The sequence below is a fragment of the Nocardia amikacinitolerans NBRC 108937 genome (assembly GCF_001612615.1).
Taxonomy (GTDB): domain Bacteria; phylum Actinomycetota; class Actinomycetes; order Mycobacteriales; family Mycobacteriaceae; genus Nocardia; species Nocardia amikacinitolerans.
This window is the reverse complement of the sequence record NZ_BDAU01000009.1, coordinates 355,512-376,130: the sequence shown is the minus strand read 5'-3', so window position 1 is coordinate 376,130 and position 20,619 is coordinate 355,512. Positions and strand designations below refer to the sequence as shown.

At 68.2% G+C, this 20,619-nt stretch carries 25 protein-coding genes and 4 tRNA genes; 15 read left to right on the top strand and 14 right to left on the bottom strand.

Annotated elements, in window-relative coordinates; genetic code table 11:
- Position 1 precedes the first annotated feature (1 nt).
- Entirely contained in the window at positions 2-463 is a 462-nt protein-coding gene (locus NAM01S_RS09820; protein WP_067782559.1) for a VOC family protein, read from the bottom strand.
- A 156-nt stretch (positions 464-619) separates the two neighbouring features.
- On the opposite strand from NAM01S_RS09820, the gene NAM01S_RS09815 reads away from it, so the two are divergent.
- Complete coding sequence (locus tag NAM01S_RS09815) at positions 620-1,135, top strand: CGNR zinc finger domain-containing protein (RefSeq protein WP_067782556.1); 516 nt, start codon at positions 620-622, stop codon at positions 1,133-1,135.
- A 3-nt stretch (positions 1,136-1,138) separates the two neighbouring features.
- On the opposite strand, the gene NAM01S_RS09810 is transcribed toward NAM01S_RS09815, so the two are convergent.
- A complete protein-coding gene (locus NAM01S_RS09810; RefSeq protein WP_253798490.1) occupies positions 1,139-2,377 on the bottom strand; it encodes an aminoglycoside 3'-phosphotransferase in 1,239 nt (412 codons plus the stop codon).
- Positions 2,374-2,568, bottom strand: a complete 195-nt coding sequence (locus NAM01S_RS09805; protein WP_067782853.1) for a DUF3046 domain-containing protein — start codon at positions 2,566-2,568, stop codon at positions 2,374-2,376. Before NAM01S_RS09805 ends, NAM01S_RS09810 begins: the two co-directional genes overlap by 4 nt.
- A gap of 250 nt (positions 2,569-2,818) precedes the next feature.
- On the opposite strand from NAM01S_RS09805, the gene NAM01S_RS09800 reads away from it, so the two are divergent.
- Entirely contained in the window at positions 2,819-3,421 is a 603-nt protein-coding gene (locus NAM01S_RS09800) for a TetR/AcrR family transcriptional regulator (RefSeq protein WP_245910475.1), read from the top strand.
- On the top strand, positions 3,421-4,308 hold the full coding sequence (locus NAM01S_RS09795) for an alpha/beta fold hydrolase (RefSeq protein ID WP_067782850.1): 888 nt from the start codon (positions 3,421-3,423) through the stop codon (positions 4,306-4,308). Before NAM01S_RS09800 ends, NAM01S_RS09795 begins: the two co-directional genes overlap by 1 nt.
- A 34-nt stretch (positions 4,309-4,342) precedes the next feature.
- Here the strand turns inward: NAM01S_RS09795 and NAM01S_RS09790 are convergent, their stop codons facing one another.
- Both NAM01S_RS09790 and NAM01S_RS09785 read right to left on the bottom strand, forming a co-directional pair.
- Positions 4,343-5,506 carry a glycosyltransferase gene (locus NAM01S_RS09790; protein ID WP_067782550.1) on the bottom strand — a complete coding sequence of 388 codons (1,164 nt, stop codon included), beginning with the start codon at positions 5,504-5,506 and terminating at the stop codon, positions 4,343-4,345.
- 306 nt (positions 5,507-5,812) lie between these two features.
- A complete protein-coding gene (locus NAM01S_RS09785) occupies positions 5,813-6,520 on the bottom strand; it encodes a PIG-L deacetylase family protein (protein ID WP_067782547.1) in 708 nt (235 codons plus the stop codon).
- An 81-nt stretch (positions 6,521-6,601) separates the two neighbouring features.
- Between NAM01S_RS09785 and NAM01S_RS09780 the strand changes: the two genes are divergently transcribed.
- Positions 6,602-7,189 (top strand): peptidylprolyl isomerase, encoded by a 588-nt coding sequence (locus NAM01S_RS09780; protein WP_084482712.1) that lies wholly within the window; start codon positions 6,602-6,604, stop codon positions 7,187-7,189.
- A gap of 67 nt (positions 7,190-7,256) precedes the next feature.
- On the opposite strand, the gene NAM01S_RS35660 is transcribed toward NAM01S_RS09780, so the two are convergent.
- From NAM01S_RS35660 to pgsA, 6 genes are all read right to left on the bottom strand, one after another.
- Positions 7,257-7,430: a hypothetical protein gene (locus NAM01S_RS35660; RefSeq protein ID WP_169810825.1), complete on the bottom strand. Its 174-nt coding sequence runs from the start codon at positions 7,428-7,430 to the stop codon at positions 7,257-7,259.
- Positions 7,431-7,726: 296 nt separating this feature from the next.
- Entirely contained in the window at positions 7,727-8,608 is an 882-nt protein-coding gene (pspM, locus tag NAM01S_RS09775; RefSeq protein WP_084482710.1) for a phage shock envelope stress response protein PspM, read from the bottom strand.
- A 239-nt stretch (positions 8,609-8,847) separates the two neighbouring features.
- The gene (locus NAM01S_RS09770) at positions 8,848-9,675 is read right to left on the bottom strand and encodes a PspA/IM30 family protein (RefSeq protein ID WP_067782544.1); all 828 of its coding nucleotides are present in this window, start codon (positions 9,673-9,675) and stop codon (positions 8,848-8,850) included.
- Between the two features lie 200 nt (positions 9,676-9,875).
- Positions 9,876-10,334, bottom strand: a complete 459-nt coding sequence (locus tag NAM01S_RS09765; RefSeq protein ID WP_067782841.1) for a helix-turn-helix domain-containing protein — start codon at positions 10,332-10,334, stop codon at positions 9,876-9,878.
- A 139-nt stretch (positions 10,335-10,473) separates the two neighbouring features.
- Positions 10,474-10,965 (bottom strand): CinA family protein, encoded by a 492-nt coding sequence (locus NAM01S_RS09760; protein ID WP_067782836.1) that lies wholly within the window; start codon positions 10,963-10,965, stop codon positions 10,474-10,476.
- On the bottom strand, positions 10,962-11,639 hold the full coding sequence (pgsA, locus tag NAM01S_RS09755) for a CDP-diacylglycerol--glycerol-3-phosphate 3-phosphatidyltransferase (RefSeq protein WP_084482708.1): 678 nt from the start codon (positions 11,637-11,639) through the stop codon (positions 10,962-10,964). The genes NAM01S_RS09760 and pgsA overlap by 4 nt, the downstream gene beginning before the upstream one ends.
- 143 nt (positions 11,640-11,782) lie before the next feature.
- Between pgsA and NAM01S_RS09750 the strand changes: the two genes are divergently transcribed.
- A complete protein-coding gene (locus NAM01S_RS09750; RefSeq protein ID WP_084482706.1) occupies positions 11,783-12,349 on the top strand; it encodes an amino-acid N-acetyltransferase in 567 nt (188 codons plus the stop codon).
- 26 nt (positions 12,350-12,375) lie between these two features.
- Positions 12,376-12,660 (top strand): YciI family protein, encoded by a 285-nt coding sequence (locus NAM01S_RS09745; protein WP_067782538.1) that lies wholly within the window; start codon positions 12,376-12,378, stop codon positions 12,658-12,660.
- Positions 12,661-12,783: 123 nt separating this feature from the next.
- On the opposite strand, the gene NAM01S_RS09740 is transcribed toward NAM01S_RS09745, so the two are convergent.
- A complete protein-coding gene (locus tag NAM01S_RS09740) occupies positions 12,784-13,773 on the bottom strand; it encodes a TerC family protein (RefSeq protein ID WP_067782535.1) in 990 nt (329 codons plus the stop codon).
- Between the two features lie 479 nt (positions 13,774-14,252).
- Between NAM01S_RS09740 and NAM01S_RS09735 the strand changes: the two genes are divergently transcribed.
- The 5 genes from NAM01S_RS09735 to NAM01S_RS09715 all read left to right on the top strand — a co-directional run bounded on the left by NAM01S_RS09735 (position 14,253) and on the right by NAM01S_RS09715 (position 15,287).
- Positions 14,253-14,325 (top strand) — tRNA-Trp (locus NAM01S_RS09735).
- Positions 14,326-14,399: 74 nt separating this feature from the next.
- Positions 14,400-14,473, top strand: a tRNA-Leu gene (locus NAM01S_RS09730).
- 26 nt (positions 14,474-14,499) lie between these two features.
- A tRNA-Arg gene (locus NAM01S_RS09725) sits at positions 14,500-14,573 on the top strand.
- A gap of 70 nt (positions 14,574-14,643) precedes the next feature.
- Positions 14,644-14,714, top strand: a tRNA-Gln gene (locus NAM01S_RS09720).
- 168 nt (positions 14,715-14,882) lie between these two features.
- Positions 14,883-15,287, top strand: a complete 405-nt coding sequence (locus tag NAM01S_RS09715) for a hypothetical protein (RefSeq protein WP_067782532.1) — start codon at positions 14,883-14,885, stop codon at positions 15,285-15,287.
- 263 nt (positions 15,288-15,550) lie between these two features.
- On the opposite strand, the gene NAM01S_RS09710 is transcribed toward NAM01S_RS09715, so the two are convergent.
- Positions 15,551-15,757 (bottom strand): hypothetical protein, encoded by a 207-nt coding sequence (locus tag NAM01S_RS09710; protein WP_067782529.1) that lies wholly within the window; start codon positions 15,755-15,757, stop codon positions 15,551-15,553.
- 684 nt (positions 15,758-16,441) lie between these two features.
- Between NAM01S_RS09710 and NAM01S_RS34890 the strand changes: the two genes are divergently transcribed.
- On the top strand, positions 16,442-17,911 hold the full coding sequence (locus NAM01S_RS34890; protein WP_253798492.1) for a helix-turn-helix domain-containing protein: 1,470 nt from the start codon (positions 16,442-16,444) through the stop codon (positions 17,909-17,911).
- Between the two features lie 13 nt (positions 17,912-17,924).
- Positions 17,925-18,476: a flavin reductase family protein gene (locus NAM01S_RS09700; RefSeq protein ID WP_067782523.1), complete on the top strand. Its 552-nt coding sequence runs from the start codon at positions 17,925-17,927 to the stop codon at positions 18,474-18,476.
- On the opposite strand, the gene NAM01S_RS37505 is transcribed toward NAM01S_RS09700, so the two are convergent.
- Positions 18,460-18,861 carry a YunG family protein gene (locus NAM01S_RS37505; protein ID WP_443678273.1) on the bottom strand — a complete coding sequence of 134 codons (402 nt, stop codon included), beginning with the start codon at positions 18,859-18,861 and terminating at the stop codon, positions 18,460-18,462. The two genes, NAM01S_RS09700 and NAM01S_RS37505, sit on opposite strands and share 17 nt — an antisense overlap.
- 96 nt (positions 18,862-18,957) lie before the next feature.
- On the opposite strand from NAM01S_RS37505, the gene NAM01S_RS09695 reads away from it, so the two are divergent.
- Both NAM01S_RS09695 and NAM01S_RS09690 read left to right on the top strand, forming a co-directional pair.
- Positions 18,958-19,782: a class I SAM-dependent methyltransferase gene (locus NAM01S_RS09695; protein WP_218018367.1), complete on the top strand. Its 825-nt coding sequence runs from the start codon at positions 18,958-18,960 to the stop codon at positions 19,780-19,782.
- Between the two features lie 90 nt (positions 19,783-19,872).
- Positions 19,873-20,553 (top strand): GAP family protein, encoded by a 681-nt coding sequence (locus tag NAM01S_RS09690; protein WP_067782830.1) that lies wholly within the window; start codon positions 19,873-19,875, stop codon positions 20,551-20,553.
- Positions 20,554-20,619: the final 66 nt, after the last annotated feature.

The following is a 20,619-nucleotide window of genomic DNA, read 5'->3' as shown; positions in this document are numbered from 1 at the left end:
CTCAGAAGAACCCGCACGTGGGTGCGGCGCCGCTCGGCGCGGGCGCGGATTCCGCACCGGAGGGCGCGTACACCTCGAGCCGGATGCCGTCGGGATCGGTGAAGAAGATGCCGCCGGAGGCCACCCCTTCGCCGTGCGCGACCACACCGTCGTGCACGAAGTTCACGGACAACTCGCGCAGCACGGATTCCACCGCGCGCACCCGCTCGATGTCGTCGACCTGGAACGAAAGGTGATGCAGCCCGGGCGTTTCCGTGGAGAAGACGCCGTCGGACTGCTCCCACAGGGTGATCACCAGCTTCCCGTCCGCGCCGAGAAACGCCCACCTGCGCCCGTCCGCGTCGCCCTCGGCGAGTCGCTCGAAACCGAGCGCGCGCCGATAGAAGTCCACCGAGCGGTCCAGCTCCGAGACGTTCAGTCCGATGTGCCCGGTCGCGAGGCGAGGTGTGGTCACTGCGGTCATGGCGTTGCCCTCCTGGAATTTCCAACCACTGTTGATCGTTTCAACGGTTAGAACATAATCCCGCATGACCGGGTCCGTCAACCATTGATATTTGTTTGATCGGTTAGAACGGTGGTGGTTGTCCTGACTCCCCTAGACGGCTCGTTACCCTCAGTCATGCTCGATCCACGCCCCCACCTCGGTGAACCGCCGGCGCTCGATCTGCTGAACACGCGGTGGATCGAGGGCGGCCCGCGGGATCTGCTCACCGATATCGATGGTCTGCGCGTCTGGCTGAACTCGGCGGGCCTGGCCGACAAGGCGTCCGCCGACGAACGGACCCTCGCCGCGGTGCTCGCCGCGCGCAGCGCGATCTACGACGTCGTCCAGCACGGTGCGCACGCGGCGCTCAACGACGTGCTCGAACACGGCAGGCTCAAGCGTCGCCTCACCGACGACGGACCCGAGAACCTCCCCGAAGTGACCGACCCGGCCTGGCTACCCGGCTGGCTCGCGGCCGAGAACCTGCTGCACCTGATCGCCAAGGCCCCGGACCGGATCCGCCAGTGCGCGCACCCGGAGTGCGTGTTGTTCTTCTACGACACGTCCAAGAACGGCACCCGCCGCTGGCACTCGATGGCGACCTGCGGCAACCGCACCAAGGCCGCCAGGCACTACGCCAAGAAGCCCTGAGGCTCAGAAGAGCTCGTCGAGCAGACGGTAGTAGTCCAACCGCGTCCGATCCGGCGCGTCGAGGCCGTAGGCGGCGAAGAAGGCGCGGACCTCGTGGTCGCCGAAATCCTCGCGCAGGTCGCGTTCGGCCAAGGCCAGATCGCGGTAGCGGTCGGCGACGCCGAGCCCGCCGACGTCCAGCAGGATGCCGTTCTCGAGCACGTTGGGCGGGGTGAAATCGCCGTGCGCCACCACGAGGTCCTCGGTCTGCGGACGCTCGGCGAGCAACCGTTCGAGGACCTGTTCCGGGTTCAGGTCGCTGTTGTCGTCGTCGAAATCGTCGGGATCGACCAGGCCCTCGAGCACGTGCCTGCGGGCCTGCGCCAGCACGGTGTCCAGTCGGCCGTCGAACGGGCATTCCGCGACGGGCAGCGCGTGCAACCACCGCAGCAGCTCGCCCATGACCGTGCCGATCGATGGCGCGGTCGCGCCGTCGCCTTCGCGCGCGGCCAGGCTCGGCGCGCCCGCGTCGGCGAGCACGAGCACGTCCTCGGCGAACGCGGCCACCTCCGGAACCCGGATTCCCCTGGCGCGCAACCAGTCCAGCCGATCGTGCTCGGCGGTCGCCCGCGGTCCGCGCTTCACCCAGTAGGCGCCGTTCACCAGGGCGACGCCGCCGCTGAGACCCTCGTGCTCGCCCGAGAACTCCGGGTCCTCGCCGAGCACGGCCCGCACGGCAGGCGGCAGCGGAATCCGCAGCTCCGCTAGCCCTTCCAGCGCGGTGCGGCTGGATTCGATCAACTCGGCGTCGCCCTCCGCGACCCGCAGTTTCAACGCCTCGGTCAGCAGTTCGCGGGCCTCGGCGACGCAGCCCTGTTCGGCCAGCGCCTTGCCGAGGTGCTGGGCGGCGAAGGAGAGCGCCTCGGCGTCGGTGCCGCGCGCGGCGTCGACGGCGCGCCGGTAGAGGATTTCGGCGGTCGGCGCGTCGCCGCGATACCGGTACACGTCGGCCAGGTTGATCCAGACCGAGATGCGCTGGCGCGGCGTGCGCGCCAGTTCGAGTGCCCGGTCCAGGTGATCGAGCGCCTCGTCGTGGCGGCCGAGCAGCATCAGTTCGAGGCCGGTCTGCCGGAAGCTCGGGAAATCGTCCGGGTGCGCCTGCGCCACGCGGGTGGCCAAGCCCTCCGGGTCGACGGGGACCATCCGCAGTCGCTCGTCGAATCGGTACGGCCTGCGCTCGGCCACCGGGTCGGGGGCGGTCACCACCGCACCTTCGGCACGTCGAAGTCGGCGCACAGCGCGCGCCACACATCACGCGGATCCACCCCGGCCTCGATGGCGGCGGCGCCGGTCCGGCCGCCGAGAGAGGGGATCACGTGGTCGGTCAGCAGCGCGTCACCGCGCGCCACCCCGAACTCGGTATGCAACAGTTCCTGGAACTCAGTCAACCGCACCGTATTCAAGATACTCCGGTCCCCCGCGACCGCCATTCAACGGCTCTTCGACGGCACCCGCACGCCGGTCGACCGCCGCTGCCGCGACGGGGCGTAGACGCCGCCCGAATGGACGGAAATCCATTCACGCGTTACGATACGACACGTGTCGTATCCAAACCTTTCCGGCGCTCCCGCGCGAGAACCGCGGCAGAGTCGGCGCGGAGGACGTCCACGAAACGACGAACGCGAGAGCGAGATCCTCGGCGTAGTGACCTCGTTGCTGACCGAACGCGGCTATGACGGTGTCACCTTCGAGGAGGTCGCGCGCCGCGCCGGTGCGTCGAAACCCACCCTCTACCGACGATGGAAGTCCAAGAGGGACATGGTCATCGCCGCATTGAAGGCGGGGCCTGCCGGTCGAGACGGACCGGACGACATCGACACGGGCAGCCTGCGCGGCGACCTGATCGCCTTGTGCCGACGACTCGTCACGACGATGCGGTCGACAGGCGGACAGACCGCGCTGCTGCTTCTTCAGGCAGGACTGGAAGACCCGGAGCTGTGCGAGGAGATCGAACGCGCGGTCGGCCCGACCGGGGCCCGACTCCCCGCATCGGTTGTGGACGCCGCCATCCGCCGCGGAGAGCTGCCCGAGGCCGTGGATCCGTTCGCCTTCGAAGAGGTGGCCGGAGCCGTGCTGCTGCTGCGGGGACTCAACGGTCTCGATACCGGCGACGACTATCTCGAAGCACTCGTCGATTCGATCCTCCTCCCCGCGTTGCGGGCCGAATCGTCCAGGCCGACACCACTACCGGGCGGAATCTTCTCCGGACGCCCGACCGCGCAATCGACCAGTGAAGGACACCTGTGATCACACCGACCATCGACGGATTCCACTACCAGACCCTGCGCGGCGCGGGAGGCGTCGAACTCAACGTCGCGGTCGCCGGAGCGGGACCGGCCGTCGTTCTGCTCCACGGCTTCCCGCAAACCCACTACATGTGGCGCGACGTCGCAGCAGACCTCGCCGAGGACCACACGGTCGTCGTCCCGGACCTCCGGGGCTACGGCGCGAGCGGCAAACCGCCGGAGAACGGTCCCCACACCTACTCCAAGCGCACCATGGCCGAAGACATCGTTCGGGTAGCCGAACAGCTCGGGCACGAACGCTTCGGACTGATCGGCCACGACCGCGGCGCCCTGGTCGGCGTGCGGGCCGGCCTCGACCACCCCGACAAGATCCGGTACCTCGGGGTGCTCGACGTCCTGCCCACTCTCGACACCTGGGAAGTCCTGCACGGGGTCGACGCGAAAGTCGCCTGGCACCTGTATCTCATGGCGCAACCAGCCGGGCTGCCGGAAAAGATGATCGCGGCCGTGGCACCGGAGTTCTTCGCTTCCTTCCTCGACGCCTGGGACACCGAAGGCACCACCTTCGCGCCAGAAGTACGGCAGCACTACATCGACAGCTCTGTCGGAGCCGTCGACTCGATCGTCGCCGATTACCGCGCCAGCGCGAGCATCGACCTGACCATGGACCGGGAGGACCGCAGGGCCGGCGCGACGCTCGCCATGCCTGTCGGTGTGATCTCCCAGGATTGGGGCACGCGGCTGGGCTTCGACGCGGCGGCGCTGTGGCGGGCATGGGCACCGGACCTGACCTACGAACCGATCGGCGCAGGCCACTTCATGGCCGAGGAGCAACCTCACGAGATCGCACGCTTCATTCGCGAACTCGCCACCCGGTGCGCGAACTGATCCTTGCCGACAACACACGGAGTCGGCGGCGGGGCTACGACGTGTGCACGCCCTCGCGGACCCGGTGGCAGAGCTCGATCGGGTCGGCGACGTCCGCGATGCTCATGGCCGCTTCCTCGGCCGCGGCGGTGTAGCGCGGGTGGTCGAGTACCGCGAGGACGGCGGCGCGTACGGACTCCACGGTGAGCGGTCGCACGACGATCGAACTGCCTTGGCGGGCCGCGCGGTTGGCCAGTTCCCACTGGTCGCCGCCGCCAGGAACGGTGACGATCGGCACGCCGGCGAGCAGCGATTTGGCGAGCAGTCCGTGCCCGCCGCCGCCGACGACGACGGCCGCGTGCCTGAGCAGTTCGTCCTGGCGGCCCAAGCCCGCGGTGGCCCAGGACGGCAGCCCGGTCGGCGGGGTGTCGATCATGGAGACGGCGACGCGGACGCCCGCGCCGTCGAGCGCCTCGAGCACCGTTTCGACCATGCCCGTGACGCCGGTGTGCGCGGTGGACGGCGCGACGACGACGAGCGGATCGTCGCCGGGCGGCGGCGTGAGGATGTCGTCGGTGGGCTCCCACAGCAGCGGGCCGACGACGTGGGCATTGTCGGGCCAGTCGGGGCGCGGCACTTCCAGGGCGGGCAGCGTGGCCAGCAGGCGGGCGGCCGGGCCCGGGTCGGCGGCGGGCAGCCCCACGCTCTCGCGTGCCCTCGCGCGTTGCTTCAGGCCGTTGTGGATCGCGCGTGCGGACATGGCCCGCAGCAGGTTGTCGCGCAGTCTGCCGCGCAGGTCCGCCCCGGGCGCGAGTCCGCTGCCGATCGGCGGCAAACCCTTGGACGGCAGGTAGAGCGGGTGCGGCGAGAGCTCAACCCACGGCACGCCAAGCCGCTCGGCGGCCATCCCGCCGCCCGCGGTGAGCACGTCGGAGACCACGAGTTCCGGCAGCATCGCGCTCAGGTCGGGCAGGATCTCGGTGGAGATGTGCGCGGCGCGCTGGTGGATGCGCTGACCCGCGTCACCGTCGTCGTCGACGGCGCGCGGTGCGAGACCCTTGAGCCTGCGCACCGCGATGCCCGCGTCCTTGGCGGCGTCGAACCAGCGGGGTCCGGTGAACAGCACCGGCTCATCGCCCGCGGCGAGAAAGCGCTCGCACAGCGCCAACGCCGGAAAGGCATGCCCCGGATCGGGACCGGCTACGACGGCAACACGCATCCGCCCAGCCTGCCACACCGCCGCACCGAACCGACGGCACCCGCCCTGAGATGCCGCGTTCACCGTGCCGCTATCCGAGCGCCACGCCACGGACGGGCGCCAAAGGCATTCTCGCCCAGATTATTCCGGCCACGCCCGCGTCCCCGGTGACGAGGCGGGCCACGGCAGGCACGGTGTGGCCGCGGTGCGCGCACTGCTCGGCGATCGGTCGCGCGCCTAGTGGAGTTGCACGCAGTAGCGAAACGCTATCTCGAATCCCTGGCGCGGCCTTCGAGCACGTGGCAGCGCGGTGCGAGCGGAAACCGCTCAGCCGAAGTAGTACAGCTCGAAGCCCACGGCGCGCTCGGCCGGGAAACCTTCCTTCGGCCCGGTGGCCATGTCGACGATGGCTGCGACCTGATCGGCGACCGGCTCGGAGCTGAGCACCTCCAGGTACCGACGGTGTTCGGCCAGCGAGGCGGCGGCTTGTTCCACGGTGGCGGTGACATCGACGGCGTGCGTCGCGATCGGACCGACGACCGCGGCCCAGCGCGGCGACCAAGGCGGCAGGTCGGACAGCTCAGGGAAGATCCACTCGTTGCCCGCGTCGGAGGCGGCGTCCAGTCCGGCCCGGCCGACGGCGCGGTGGTCGGCGCTGTTGGCGTAGCCGGGCGCCCAGGTGTCGCCGAAGTTGAACAGCACCAACATCTCCGGGCGGTGCCTGCGGATCGCGGCCGCCAGATCGCGACGCAGTTCCAGGCTCTCCTGCACCCGACCGTCCGGATACCCGAGGAACTCCACCTGCTCGACCCCCACCACCTTCGCCGACGCGATCTCCTCGGCCTGGCGCAGCGGACCCGCCTCCGCGGGCGGCATTCCGGCGATCCCCGCCTCGCCGCTGGTGACGAGCACGTAGCGAATGTCCTTGCCCTGCCCCGTCCATCGCGCGACGGCCGCGGCAGCGCCGTACTCGATGTCGTCGGGATGCGCGACGATCACCAGGCCGCGCTGCCAGTCCTCGGGAACCTGCTCCATGGCCCTATTGAAACACCCGAAACAGGCATGCGGCGGGTCCGGTTGCCCGCCCGAATCGGTCCTGCTGTAGACAGTGTGGCCATGACGAAGCTCACACGCGCCGCCGCCGTCCTCGGTCTCGCGCTCATCGCACTGTTCAGCCCCGGTCCGCTGACCGCGGCGCCCGCCAAGGCCGATCCGCTGCCCAGGGTGTTCTTCGATGTGTCGGTGGCGGGCATTCCCACCGGCCGCATCGTGATCGAGCTTCGCTCGGACGTGGTGCCCGAGACCGCGGAGAACTTCCGCGCGCTGGCCACCGGCGAGCAGGGCTTCGGTTACAAGGGTTCGGTGTTCCACCGCGTGATCCCCGGTTTCATGGCCCAGGGCGGCGATTTCACCAACGCCGACGGCACCGGAGGCAAGAGCATCTACGGCCCGACCTTCGCCGACGAGAACTTCGAGCTGACCCACGCCGTTCCCGGCACGGTGAGCATGGCCAACCGCGGGCCGGGCACCAACGGCTCGCAGTTCTTCATCACCATGAAGGACACCCCGTGGCTGGACGGCAAGCACGTCGTGTTCGGCACCGTGGTCGAGGGCATGCACGTGGTGCACGCCATCGAGCAGGTGGGCTCGCCCTCCGGAGCGCCGGTGCGTCCGATCGTCATCGACAACAGCGGTCAGCTCTGACCAGAGAAAACGCCACGGGCCGTGCGCCATCCCTCCCGGATGACGCACGGCCCGTTGACTTTTGGCGTTACAGCTTGCTGACGGTCGAGTTGTCCGAGCCCGACACCGCCTTGTACAGCAGGTACAGGCCGAACACCACGGCGCTGATCACCAGGATCGGGAACAGCCCCTTGATCAGCGCGCCGATGATGGCGAGCGCGATCCACACGACCGCGACGACACCGATGATCTTCCACAGCATTTCCAGCCTCCTGGACGTTTCTCCCGAACCGCCGTCCGGCGATCCGATACCTCCATGCTGGCAGTCGCTGGACCCGAAATCACCAGGTCAGTAGCGATATCCGGGTGTAAATCAGGGTTCACCCCGACACGGCGCGGAGAGCCTACTCCCCGCGCACGGCTGAAGCGGCCGTAGAGCCACGGCCGCCAGGCGTGGCCGGTCGGAGTTTGTCGACACCCCGCGCGGCCGGAGCGAAGGAGTACGCCCAGGGGCGCGATCGATGTCCGTCCTCAGCCCGAGCGAAGGCAGGGGTTCGCCTAGTGCGGCAGACCGGGAGGCGGCGGGGAAACGGTGAGGGTCGGACGGTCGGCGATCTCGGTGAGCGCCTGCGCCCAGCCGTCCAGGCGATCCGCGGCATGCCGTAGCTCCGCGACGATGCCGTCGAATTGGTGTGCGACGACAGTGGTTTCGGGCACCGCGAGCACACCGCTCGCCGCGGCGACGACGTGCTCGTATTCGGCGATACCGGATTCCAGCCTTGTCATCGCGAACCGCACGTTGGCGGTGAGCGCGGCGGTGGCCTCCGGATTGGTCCGGCCGACAACGGATGCGGCGCGCTCCATCTGGACGATGTCGGCGGCGAGCGCGTGCAACGCGGCGGCGCCGGAGGCGGCCGTCTCGACCATCTCGGCGAGTTCTTCGTGGGGCAGTCTGCGCGAGGCGGCGATCTGCGCGGTCAGCCCGTGCAGCGCGCGTTCGGCCTGCACAAGGCGGGCGATCGGGGCGCGGGCGGCCGAGCGCAACGGCGGCTGTTTGCGCGGCAGGAAAGCGGCCTGCGGCAACGGAGTTCGGCGCATCCGCAGGTAGCGCCGGGCGCTCAGCGCCGCACCGGTGACGAACGCGACCGCGCCGCCGCCGAGAACGACCACGGCCCAGGCGGGCGCCGAGACGACGACGAGACCGACTGCGCCCGCAGTGGTCAGCCCGGAGACGGTGCCGAGCTGATAGCTGCGCCGCCGGGCGCGGCGGCGCTTACGGAGTTCCCGCTCGCGCGGGTCGGCCCAGCGGCGCACCGCGACGAGCGCGTGTTCGCCCATGTCGCGCAACGTGTCCGGCAAGGGGCCCTGCGGCATCCCGAACGTCGGCTGCGCCGGCACCGCCGGAACGCCGGTTCTCGACGGAATTCGCTTGCGACTCATGCCCGCGCCTCGCTGACGCTCGGCTCCGGCATGCGTCGAGGACGCTGGCACACGATTCGCTCACTCCGTTTCATGCGTTTCCCTCACCCCGTTCGAGCCGAATCGCAGACCGGACCGGCCGATGACGACACGATGTGCGCGTCGCAGCCGCGGGGCGTGACGAGGGCGCCCCTCGGTGATACGACGATCTCGCGCTGCCCGCGTCCCGCACCGCACCGGTCCTTGCCTGTATCGAGCTGTTACTGCTGGGCGGCCTGGCCCTTGTTCATCTGGGGCTGCGCGGGGTTCGCCTGGGTCTGGGCGGGATTGATGGCGGACTGGCCGCCGCCCGCGGGCAACGCCTCGCCGCGCATCGAGGCGCGGATCTGCTCCAGCTTGCTGTGACCGGCCATCTGGATGCTGGCCTGCTGCACCTCGAGCATGCGGCCCTGCACCGAGTTCTGCGCGAGCTCGGCGGCGCCAAGCGCGTTGGCGTAGCGGCGCTCGATCTTCTCGCGCACCGCGTCCAGGCTCGGGGTGGTGCCGGGCGCCGACAGCGTCGAGTCCATCTGCTGCAGCGACGCGGAGACCTGCTCCTGCATCTTGGCCTGCTCGAGCTGGCTGAGCAGCTTGGTGCGCTCGGCGACCTTCTGCTGCAACAACATCGCGTTCTGCTCGACGGCCTTCTTGGCCTGGGCGGCGGCCTGCAGCGACTGGTCGTGCAGCACCTTCAGGTCCTCGACGGACTGCTCGGCGGTGACCAGCTGGGCGGCGAACGCCTCGGCGGCGTTGGTGTACTGGATCGCCTTCTCGGTGTCGCCCGCCGCGGTGGCCTGGTCGGCGAGCATGACGGCCTGGCGCGCGTTGGCGTTGAGCTTCTCGACCTCGTCGAGCTGGCGGTTCAGCTTCATCTCCAGCTGACGCTGGTTGCCGATGACCGACGCGGCCTGCTGCGAGAGGGCCTGGTGCTGGCGCTGAGCTTCCTCGATAGCCTGCTGAATCTGCACCTTCGGATCCGCGTGCTCTTCGATCTTGGCATCGAAGAGGGCCATCATGTATTTCCAGGCCTTGACGAACGGATTAGCCATCGATTGATCCCGCCTCCATCTGATGTACCGCTTGACGCGGCCCGGGTACACGACCCTCGCGCACCCGCTTGTGCCTATCCTCCACCATGCGGCACCTGGACCGGGGCGACCCGGCCCAACCGACGCCTACCTACCGAATCTATCCGTTTTCGGCGTCGGCCCGCAGCGTTGCCCGCGGCTGGGCGTCCGGCGTTCTGTTGTCAGTTGCTCTTCACCAAAACCAGCATGTCCGCCTTCGGCGCCGGAATGACGATCCGGGTGTCCTCGGCGATCTGTGGCCGGACGGCCGACATGGACGCGGAGGCCGGAGCGAGCGCGGGCTCCTGCGCGGGCGCGGCCTCGGCGGATTCCGCGGCGGCGGCCGTCTGCTCGGCTTCCGCGGCGGGCGTCGCCGCGGCCTCGGCGGACTCGCCGACCGGTAGCCCGTCGACCCCCGCCATGATCGTGCTCACATCCCATAGCACCCGCGACAACGGCACGTCGAGTGCGGCGCAGATCGCGGCGAGCAGTTCGCTCGACGCCTCCTTGCGGCCCCGTTCGACCTCCGACAGATAGCCCAGGCTCACGCGCGCCGAAGTGGACACCTCGCGCAGGGTCCGATGCTGGGCGAGACGAGCACGCCGCAGACTGTCCCCGATCGCCTCTCGCAGCAGCGTCATCTCGATCTCCTTCGCTCCGAACACCGGGCGCCGCTGGCGCAGTCGCCTGGCGAGCACCGTTCTTTCTGGCACAACGTCCGGGGGCGCCCGGATGGTTCCCGGCGGGTGAACTCGTCACGCGAATCCACGCGCGACGCGCTCAACCGACCTGAACGCACCGAAGCAGTTCCCGCACCGCGCTCTCGGTCGCGGTGAGTCTGATGGTCCACCGGTCGCCGGACAGTTGCAACCGCATCACTTCGGTATGCCACGGACTGGACAGCCCGAGGAAGACGGTGCCGACGGCGTGACCGTCCTGGCCGTCGGGTCCGGCGACGCCCGTCAGCCCGATCCCCCAGTCGGCGGCGCAGCGGGTGCGCGCGCCGACGGCCAGCTGTTCGGCGGTGCTCGCCGCCACCGGTCCCTCGGCGGCGAGCAGCTCCGCGCTGACACCGGCCAGGCTGCTCTTGAGATCGGTCGCGTACACCACGAGTCCGCCGCGCAGTACCGCGCTCGCGCCGGGCACCCCGGCGATGGTCGCGGCCACCAGCCCCGCGGTGAGCGATTCGGCGGTGGCCACGGTCTGGCCCGCCGCGCCGAGTGCGCGCACCAGGTCGGCGGCGGGGACGGACGCGGTCAGCGGATCTGTCATGCTCCGCGCGCCCGGCCGGAGCCGCCGGCGAACCACACCCGTGCGGCCTGCCCGACGTAATCCAGACCGGTGACGACCGTCAGCACCACCGCCAGGTACATCAGCGCCATGCCCGCGGTCTCGAAGCCGCCCGACAACGGCAGCAGCAACACCCCGATCGCCAGCGACTGCACCAGCGTCTTCAGCTTGCCGCCGCGCCCCGCGGGAATCACCCCGCGCCGCACCACGAGCAGCCGCAGCAGCGTGACCCCGATCTCGCGACCGCAGATCACCAGGGTGATCCACCAGGCCAGATCGCCGAGCACGGAGAGTCCGATCAGGGCCGCGCCGATCAGCGCCTTGTCGGCGATCGGGTCAGCCAGCTTGCCGAAGTCGGTGACCAAGCCGTACTTGCGCGCCAGCTGTCCGTCGAAGCGATCGGTGATGGCGGCGAGCCCGAACAGCGCGGCCGCCGCGATCCGCCACCCGGTCTCGTGCCCGCCGCCCGTGAAGAGCGCGACGACGAACAGCGGAACGATCGCGATGCGCGCCATGGTCAGCACGTTCGCGATGTTCATCAGCGGTACGGCGGTGTCGGCCGGAGTGGCCGCGAAGCTCCCGGATCGCTCGGTTCCCTGACGCAGGACACCCGCGTCGGGCCAGCGACGATCGATCTCTTCGGGTTGCACGCTCATGCCCTCGCCTCGAGGGCGCGCGATACGAGGACGGCCACGTCTCCATCCGGTTGCGCTACCCCGGCGCGATGCGGTGAGCGGAACGACAGGATGTGCGGCACATGTTCAGACTATCGGTAAGGGTGCCGACTACTGTGCACCCCATGACCTCTCGGGGACCACTAGGTGGTTCGACCAGCGACGCGAATACCAGCGCGGCCTCCGCCGCGCCCGGCTCCGTACCGGTTGTGCGACGCGCCCGAACCTCGGACGTGCCCGAGATCAAACGCCTCGTCGACGTCTACGCGGGCCGCATTCTGCTGGAGAAGAACCTGGTCACCCTCTACGAGTCGGTCCAGGAGTTCTGGGTGGCCGAGGTCGACGGACGCGTCGTCGGCTGCGGCGCGCTGCACGTGCTGTGGGCCGATCTCGGCGAGGTGCGCACCGTCGCGGTGCATCCCGACGCCAAAGGCACCGGGGTCGGCAAGCTCATCGTGCAGCGGCTCGTCGCGGTGGCCAGGGAACTGGAGCTGCGCAGGCTGTTCGTGCTGACCTTCGAGGTGGAGTTCTTCGGCAGGCACGGCTTCGTCGAGATCGACGGAACGCCGGTGACCGCCGAGGTCTACGCCGAGATGTGCCGGTCCTATGACACCGGTGTCGCCGAGTTCCTCGACCTCAGTTATGTGAAGCCGAACACGCTCGGCAACACCCGCATGCTGCTGACCCTCTGAAGCGCCGACCGAGAAAGCGATACGCCGTGCCGATCTTCGCCGTCCACTACACCTACTCCGAGGCCACCGTCCCCGGCCGCGACACCCACCGGCCCGAGCACCGCGCCTGGTTGTCGGGGCTGGTCGAGGCGGGCACGCTGCTGTCGAGCGGGCCGTACCCGGACGGGTCGGGTGCGTTGCTGATCTTCCGCGCGGCGGACGAGGCGGCGCTGAAGGACCTGCTCGCGCAGGACCCCTTCGCGCGGGAGGCGCTCATCGACGCGGTACGCGCCGTGGAGTGGTCGCCCGTCATGGGCGCTTTCACCGACTGATCGAGCGCCGCCCGATCGAACGAGAGAGCCCCGCACCGTGTCGATACGGTGCGGGGCTTCTCGTTGTCTTCGCGACGAGCGTTCTCGGACTCCGACGCCCTGATCGAGCGGAGACCGGTACGCCTACTGAGCGTCCTGGCGCGCCGCGCCGCGTGTCTTGAGAAGGCTGGCGACGGTGGCCACGATCAGCACGCCGATGATGACACCCAGCGAGACCGGGGTGGAGATCTCCGGTACGGCGACGTGCTCACCGCCGTTGATGAACGGCAGCGTGTTCTCGTGCAGCGCGTGCAGCACCAGCTTGATGCCGATGAACGCGAGGATCGCGGCGAGGCCGTAGGACAGGTACACCAACCGGTCAAGCAGGCCGCCGATCAAGAAGTACAGCTGACGCAGGCCCATCAGCGCGAACGCGTTCGCGGTGAAGACCAGGTACGGCTCCTCGGTCAGGCCGTAGATCGCGGGGATGGAATCCAGCGCGAACAGCAGGTCGGCGAAGCCGATCGCGAGCAGCGCGAGCAGTAGTGGGGTGACCGCCCTGCGGCCGTCGATCCGGGTGACGAGCTTGTCGCCGTCGTACTCGTCGGTGGTCGGCAGCACCCGCTTGGCCAGCGCGACGATGCGGCTGTCGCGCTTCTCCTCGGCCTCCACCTCGTGCCCGCTCTCGCGCAGCAGCTTGACCGCGGTGTAGATCAGGAAGGCGCCGAACAGGTAGAACACCCAGCTGAACGCGCTGATCGCGGCCGCGCCGACGGCGATGAACACACCGCGCATGACAAGCGCGAGCACGATGCCGATCAGCAGCACCTTCTGCTGGTAGATCCGGGGCACCGCGAAGGTGGTCATGATGATCAGGAAGACGAACAGGTTGTCCACCGAGAGCGCCTTCTCGGTGACGAAACCGGCGTAGTACTCCCCGCCGAAGGTCGAGCCCCATCGCCAGGCGACGAAGCCGCCGAAGGCCAGGGCGAGGGTGATGTAGACCGTCGACCAGAAGGCCGACTCGCGGAAGGTCGGTTCGTGCGGCGTGCGCACGTGGGCGAAGAAGTCGAAGACGAACAAGCCGAGGATCACCGCGATGGTGATCCCCCATTCCAGTGCGGTCACCTGCATGCTGCGGCCCGATCGGAGGCGGTAGTCATGACGGCCATCATGCCCGATTTGTCCGTTCTTGTCGGCTAGCGGGTTCGTTGCTGACCATCCTGTCACACTCCCGCGACGACCTCTGGGGCGCATAAGACGTGCATCCGGCGCCCTGAGCGCCGCATCACGACGATTGCGAGCGCGTTGCGAATCCCTCGAAATTCCTGGTTCCGACCGGTCTCGAAAAACCGGTTTCCCGTGGCGGATTCGGGTGTTAGCGTCGAAGACGACGAAGCACCGCTCCCGAAACCCGAGAGGCACAGGCGATGACAGCGCGAAACCGGCAACAGCGACAGTGGTCGCTCGGCGCCGCGCGCCCGAACGCCGCCCTTCGCCTACTCGGCGTGCGCTGGACGCGCGTCCGGAGCGGCCCCTGAGTTCTCGGCACCCGAGAACCTTTTCCAGGGGTCATTCCGCGGCGATCAGCCGGGAACGGCCCCTTTTCGTATGCGGGGGTAGCTCAACTGGTAGAGCACCGGTCTCCAAAACCGAAGGTCGGGGGTTCGACTCCCTCCCTCCGCGCCGTCCAACTGCACAGCGACCCGGCAGCATGCCCGAGCCCTGCTGCCACCAGAGTTCCGGCCTCCGGGCCGCACTCCCTCGTAGCCCAACTGGCAGAGGCACCGGCATTAGGAGCCGGGAGTTGCGAGTTCGAATCTCGCCGAGGGAACCGGGTTCGCGGGAAACCGCGGACGAGCGTTTGTAGCTCAACGGGAAAGAGCGCCTGCCTACGAAGCAGGAGGCTGGAGGTTCGAGTCCTCCCAAGCGCGCCGATGGAGTGTGGTGTAACCCGGCATGATTCCGCCGGTTCAGGTTCGAATCCTGGCGCCCCAGCTGCGATGGAGTGTGGTGTAACGGAAGCATGGCGGGTTTTGGTTCCGCCGGTTCAGGTTCGAATCCTGGCACTCCAGCCCCCGGCTTGAGCAGGGGTGGCCGCTGGGCTCCGATGTCAGCGGACGTGTCAGGGATTTGTCAGAGCGGTGTCAGCCGAGGCGGCGAAAGTGTGTACATCGAACAAAACGACCGGAACCGGAACCGGCACCAGTCGAAATCACAACGGAGCCAAAGGAGTACACACCATGTCCACCATCACCGTCGCCCTCACCGACCAGGACAAGTCGACCGTGCGGACCGCCGCCTACGGTGCCGTGTCGCTGATGGCCGCCGCCGGCGCGCCGCACAAGGGCATCGCGAACGGCTCGATCGCACTGACCTCGGCGACCGGCCTGGTCGGGCATGTGCTCGCCGCCAAGAGCAGGGACATCGAACTGCCGGGCAAGTCCGTCGCCGCACTCGCCGACCACGTGCTGCCCGCCCTGACCGCGGCCGTCGAGCTGCTCGAGCAGCGGGATCCGGCCGAGGCCGCCAACTTCCGCGACACGGTTCTCGTCGCCATCGAAGCAGCCGCCCGGTCCCATCGGAGCGAACCCAGCCCCGCCGTCGCCGCGATGACCCGCAAGATCACCGCGGCGCTCGACGCCTGAGTGCAGGTCCGGCCGCGCCGCGACAACTCGCGACGGGTCCGGCCCAACACCCGCACAGCCGCCGACTCACAGGGTTGCTCTCGCGCCAACCGCCGAGAGCGACCCTGTCGTTGCTCTTCCGGGAAGTAGCTGTGCGGCTTCGACTGTGGCCCCCGTACCCCTGCCGCCGCAGCTGTCTGACGGCGACCATGACGTAGCCAGCACCCGGCGCCAGGACCGTCGTCGCTCGAACCATTTCGACGTTCGCCACCCCTCCGGGCCACTCAGTCCCATAACTGTGCGCACGGCAGCAGCGGCAAATCCGCACGCACGTCGTCGTCGACCGCGACCGTCAGCTGCAAACCAGCGAGCGCGGCGGCAACGCTCTGCACCTGCTCAGCGCTCGCCTGGTAGTCGAGGATCAATGCACCGGACTCGATGTGGATGTGCCGGAGACGTCGGGATCCGGCAGCAGTGTCGTCAAGAGTCATCGCGGCTTACTGGACGGCACTATCCGGCCAGCCTCGACCAGAGTTTGCAGCGCTGCGCTCTTTCGCGGGCAGCGCTTCGCCCGGCAAGCGACGTGGTACCGCATAACCGTGTGCGCTTGCTCGATGGTGAACGGCACGTTCGGTGCCTGATGGGCGGATTCATCGCACAGTGCGAGGAGTTGGTAGATGGCAACGGAACTGGTAGTCATCGCGCAACCTGTCTTTCCGGTCCGGAGCGGCAACGGTTCGGGCGATACCCGGCACCGGGGGCTTCCGCCACCGACCTGCCACCCTGGCGCCCGGTGCGCCGCATGGGATTACGGCGTCGGCCCGGTGCCGGGTACCAAGGTCAACAGTGGTCTGGGTGAGGTGCACGGGCTATACCGCGCGGCGTAGGTGCCCTGTACGTGAGATGTATCTCCGGCGGCCGGTATGCCAAAAGACCAGTTACAGACCTATTTCGCGGTATGCGTAGAACGCATAATGGCATTCACTCCACGCTGGTACGGTCCAGTTGACCAGGGCAAACAACAACCGGGGACCAGGGGGGGCGGCATGACCCAGGGAGGGCAGGCGCGGCGATACTGCGCACGCTGCGGCAGCAAACTCAGCCGCTACAACCCTCGGACTCTCTGTGCCCCATGCGAAGCCAACCTTCGCGGTGACCGCCAAACGCCGCCATCGGTGCCATCGACGTTCTGGCAGACCGACCAGATGCGGGATGCTCTCGCAACCTGGCACATGGGGTTGGTGATCCATGCCTATCGGACACATCCATATCACGGACGCGCGCTGCCGCAAGAAGTCGTGGCAGCTTGGCTTGGCTTGACGCAAGCGCTACTGAGCCGAATCGAGAAAGGGACAGCGCCGGACCAGATTTCGAAGTTGACCCGGTGGGCCGAGGCTCTCGGAATACCTGGCGAGCTGCTCTGGTTCAAGTTGCCCCACGAACGGCGGCCGACCGACGTTGACGCGCCGCCCGGGGTCGAGGCGCATACTGATCTGGCACGGCCGATCGAGGAGGCGAATGCCGAACGGTGTGTGGCACCCGTGACTGCCGGACTTGTCCATGGCCTGTCCGAACCGGGAGGTGATCCTACGAACCGACGAGAAGCCTTGCGGGTGCTGAGCGGAAGCGGCCTCGTTGCCGGTGCCGCACTCCAGGATCTGATACTCGGCGCGGCTCGTGAATCCGCGCAACTCACCAATGCCTTGGATCGTCCGACGGTCGATCCGACGACGCTGTCCGAGGCCGCGGAAGATCTCCACCGGCTGGCCGGCGCCTATGCGCTCGATCCCGACCTGCACCGTATTTTCGTCCACCTGACCGTGCTGCGCGACCAGCTCGGTTCGATCATCCACCGCGCCGGAAAGCTGACCGATCTCCAAGAGCTGTATGTCCTCTTCGCCGCGACCTGCACATTGCTGGCTTCCGTATCGCACGATCTCGCGGAACCGCAGGCGGCGATGATCCAGACTCGTACCGCCGCACGGTTTGCCGAGCTGGCGGGTCATCGGTCGCTGGCGGCATGGGTGTCCTGCACCCGCGCCATGATCGCCGCATGGTGGGGCTCACCCGAGCAGGTACTCACTGAGGTGCACAAATCTGGCGGCGCCACAGGCATTTCCGGGATCAGGCTCGCGGGCCTCGCAGCCCGCGCGCACGCCCAGCTCGGTAACCGCCCTGCGGCGATAGACGCTATGCGTGCGGCACGGCGGCAACGTGAGCGGCAGTCCGGGGCCGACAGTCTGCGCGGACTCGGTCCGATCTTCGACTTTTCGCCGGCTCGTCAGCACTACTACGACGCAACCACCTACGCCCGGTTGGGCGAGTGGACGCAGGTTCACACAGAGGCCGGAATCGTCATCGACCTGTACGCGCCGGAGCAGTCCTCGACGTGGCCGACAACCTTGACGCTGGCGCAGATCCATCTCGCCCATGCCCGATTGCATTTCGACGGCCCAACTGCCGCAAGGGAAGCACTCGAACCGGTGCTGGCCGTACCGACGGGACAGCGGATCCCGCAAGTCACCACAGCTCTCCGCGCGCTCCGCGACGATCTTCAGGCGCAGCCGTTTGCCGCGACTGCCGGTAGGCGCGAACTCGTCGACGCCGTCGATGCCTTCGCAGTGGGGGCCGATTATGCCCACTGACAGCCCTCTTGGCATGGCCCATCGTCTGCTCGCACCGCGCATCGCATATCTGATCGGCACACGCGGCGAGAACGGCGCACCCAACCTCATTCCGGTGTCCAACCTCACCTCGGTATCGACGAAGCCGCAGCAGGTGGCGGTTGCCGTGTACAAGGAGTGGAAGACGCACCAGAACCTGCGAACGGCAGCAGGATTCACGGTCAGCGTGCCGACATTCGAGCAGCTGGACGGTGTCTGGAAACTGGGCGCACGATACTCGAAGTTTTCCATCACAGAACCCGCCGACAAGCTGGCTGCCAGCGGCTTGGCCCTGGACTACGAATCCTCGAGTTACGGCCCCGTAGTGCCCGCTGGCCTCGGATGGATGGCATGTCGCATAGTCGCGCGGCTCGATCTGGGCGGTGACCACGGGCTAGCAATCGGTGAAGTAGAGCAGGTTTGGTTCAATGCCGACTACCTCACACCCGATGGGGTGCCGCACAACGTGACTCACCCCCTGATGCAGCAGACCGGGAACCAATTCATCACTACCGCGGATACTTCGTCGACTATCTCGTACTTCTAGCAACGAAGTCCGCGACTCGACTGCGGAGGATTTCGTATCTCCGCCGGGTTCTTTCGTGGGAGAGGCAGTACTCGCGGGTCGAGGGGTAACGGCCTGGCTTTGGTTTCGGCGTCGTGAAGGTGGTCCCTTCGGGGAACTGTTCACGGGTCAGGTCGATCGTCTTGTTTTCGACGAGGTTGAAATAGTGCGAGATCGTTCGATTGTTCGGCAATGTGGCGATCGTATTGAGAATGTCCCCGCCGAGATAATCTTGAACCACGCATGCGGTGACGGCGCATTGGCCCTTGGAGGGGTTGGCTTCGGTCCAGTCCGCAGCGCTGCTGGTGTCCGCGGACCAGGATTTGTGGAGCGCTTGTTTCAGTGTCTCCAGCGTTCCGACACCCACCGCCCCAGCTTAGCGCTGGAGTATCCGTGGTCGCTCACGGTTGGGTGCGTGAAATTCGGGTGCGGCAAGCGGGGCTGGGGTGCGAGAGTCGAGGGTGTGGCCGATGACTATCGGGTCCTGAACAGGGCCAATTGGGATGAGCGGGCGGCGATGCATGTGGCGGCGCCGGAGTATCGGGTGTCGCGGTTTCTGGCGGAGCCGGATTTTCTGAGCGACGTGGTGCGGTTCGATCTGCCGCTGCTCGGGGACGTGCGCGGGCTGCGCGGGGTGCATCTGCAGTGTCACATCGGCACCGACACGATTTCGCTGGCCCGGCTGGGCGCGAACATGACCGGGCTCGACTTCAGTGCGGCGTCGCTCGCGCAGGCCCGTAAGCTCGCGGAACAAACGCAGTCGGACGTGGATTTCGTGGAAGCCGATGTGTACGACGCGGTTTCGGCGCTGGGTGCGGAGCGGTTCGATCTGGTGTTCACCGGTATCGGCGCGCTGTGCTGGTTGCCGAGCGTCGAGCGGTGGGCGAAGACCGTGGCTGGGTTGCTGCGGCCGGGCGGCCGCCTGTTTCTCCGCGAAGGGCATCCGATGCTGTGGGCCATCGATGAGACCGTCACCGATCGATCGACCCTCGGCTACCCGTATTTCGAAACGTCCGAACCGATGGTGTTCGCCGAGGACACCACCTACGTCGAGACCGACGGCCGCCTCGAGCAGACCACTACCCACGAGTGGAACCACGGTCTCGGCGAGGTCGTCTCGGCGTTGCTGGCCAACGGCATGACGATCACCGGCCTGACCGAACATCGCAGCGTGCCGTGGAACGCTCTGCCGGGCCGGATGACCTGCGACGAGCACGGCGAGTGGCGCATGATCGAGCACCCCGAGCGTCTCCCGCTCAGCTACACCCTGCGGGCGCGCAAGGACTGACCCGCACGGCCGAACGGGGCGTATATCCGATCGGCGCCATACCGGCGCCGAGCTACGGCCTCACGCCCCTCGCGTATGTTCGATGTGGTCATGGTGACTCTGCTCTTGGCGCTGACCGGCTTCGCCTTCCTCGACTCGCTCGATCTGCTGCTCGTCGGCGTCACGGTGGCGATCGTGTACGACAGCAAGCTCGGGCGCAGGTCACCGCTGCCGGGCGGGCTGAGTTTCGTCGCGGGCGTGTTCGCGATGACCACCACGTTCGGTATCTGCGCCGTCCTCGGCATCACCTGGCTCACCTCGCTGCTCGGCTTCGAGCTGACGCCGACCATCCGCTACTGGGGCGAGCTGGCGGTGGGCGCCGTGCTGCTCGTGCTCGCCGTGCTGCCGTCCGGCGCGCGCCGCGCCCCGCCCGCGTGGGCGACGAGAGCCCGGCGACGGCCCTGGGTGCTGGCGCTGGTCGGCGTCGCGATCGGCTTCGCTCAGGCGCCGACGGCGGTGCCGTATCTGGCGGGTCTGGCGATGCTGTCGGCGCACGACCCGCTGCCGCCGCTGTGGCCGCTGATCATCGTCGCCTATTGCGCGCTCGCGCTGCTCCCGCCGCTGCTGATCCTCGCCCTCTCCCTTCGCGACAGCGCCCGCGCCCGCCGCGTGTACCGCGCGATCGTCCGCACCCTGACCCGCTACGGCCCGCTCTCGGTGCGAATCATCTTCGGCCTCTTGGGCATCGCCCTGATCACCGACGCGATCGTGCACCACACGCACCTCTGGTGACCCCGGAACCGCCGTCACGATGGGCGGCTGCCCGCAACCTCTCGCCCACCGGCGATCTCGGATCCA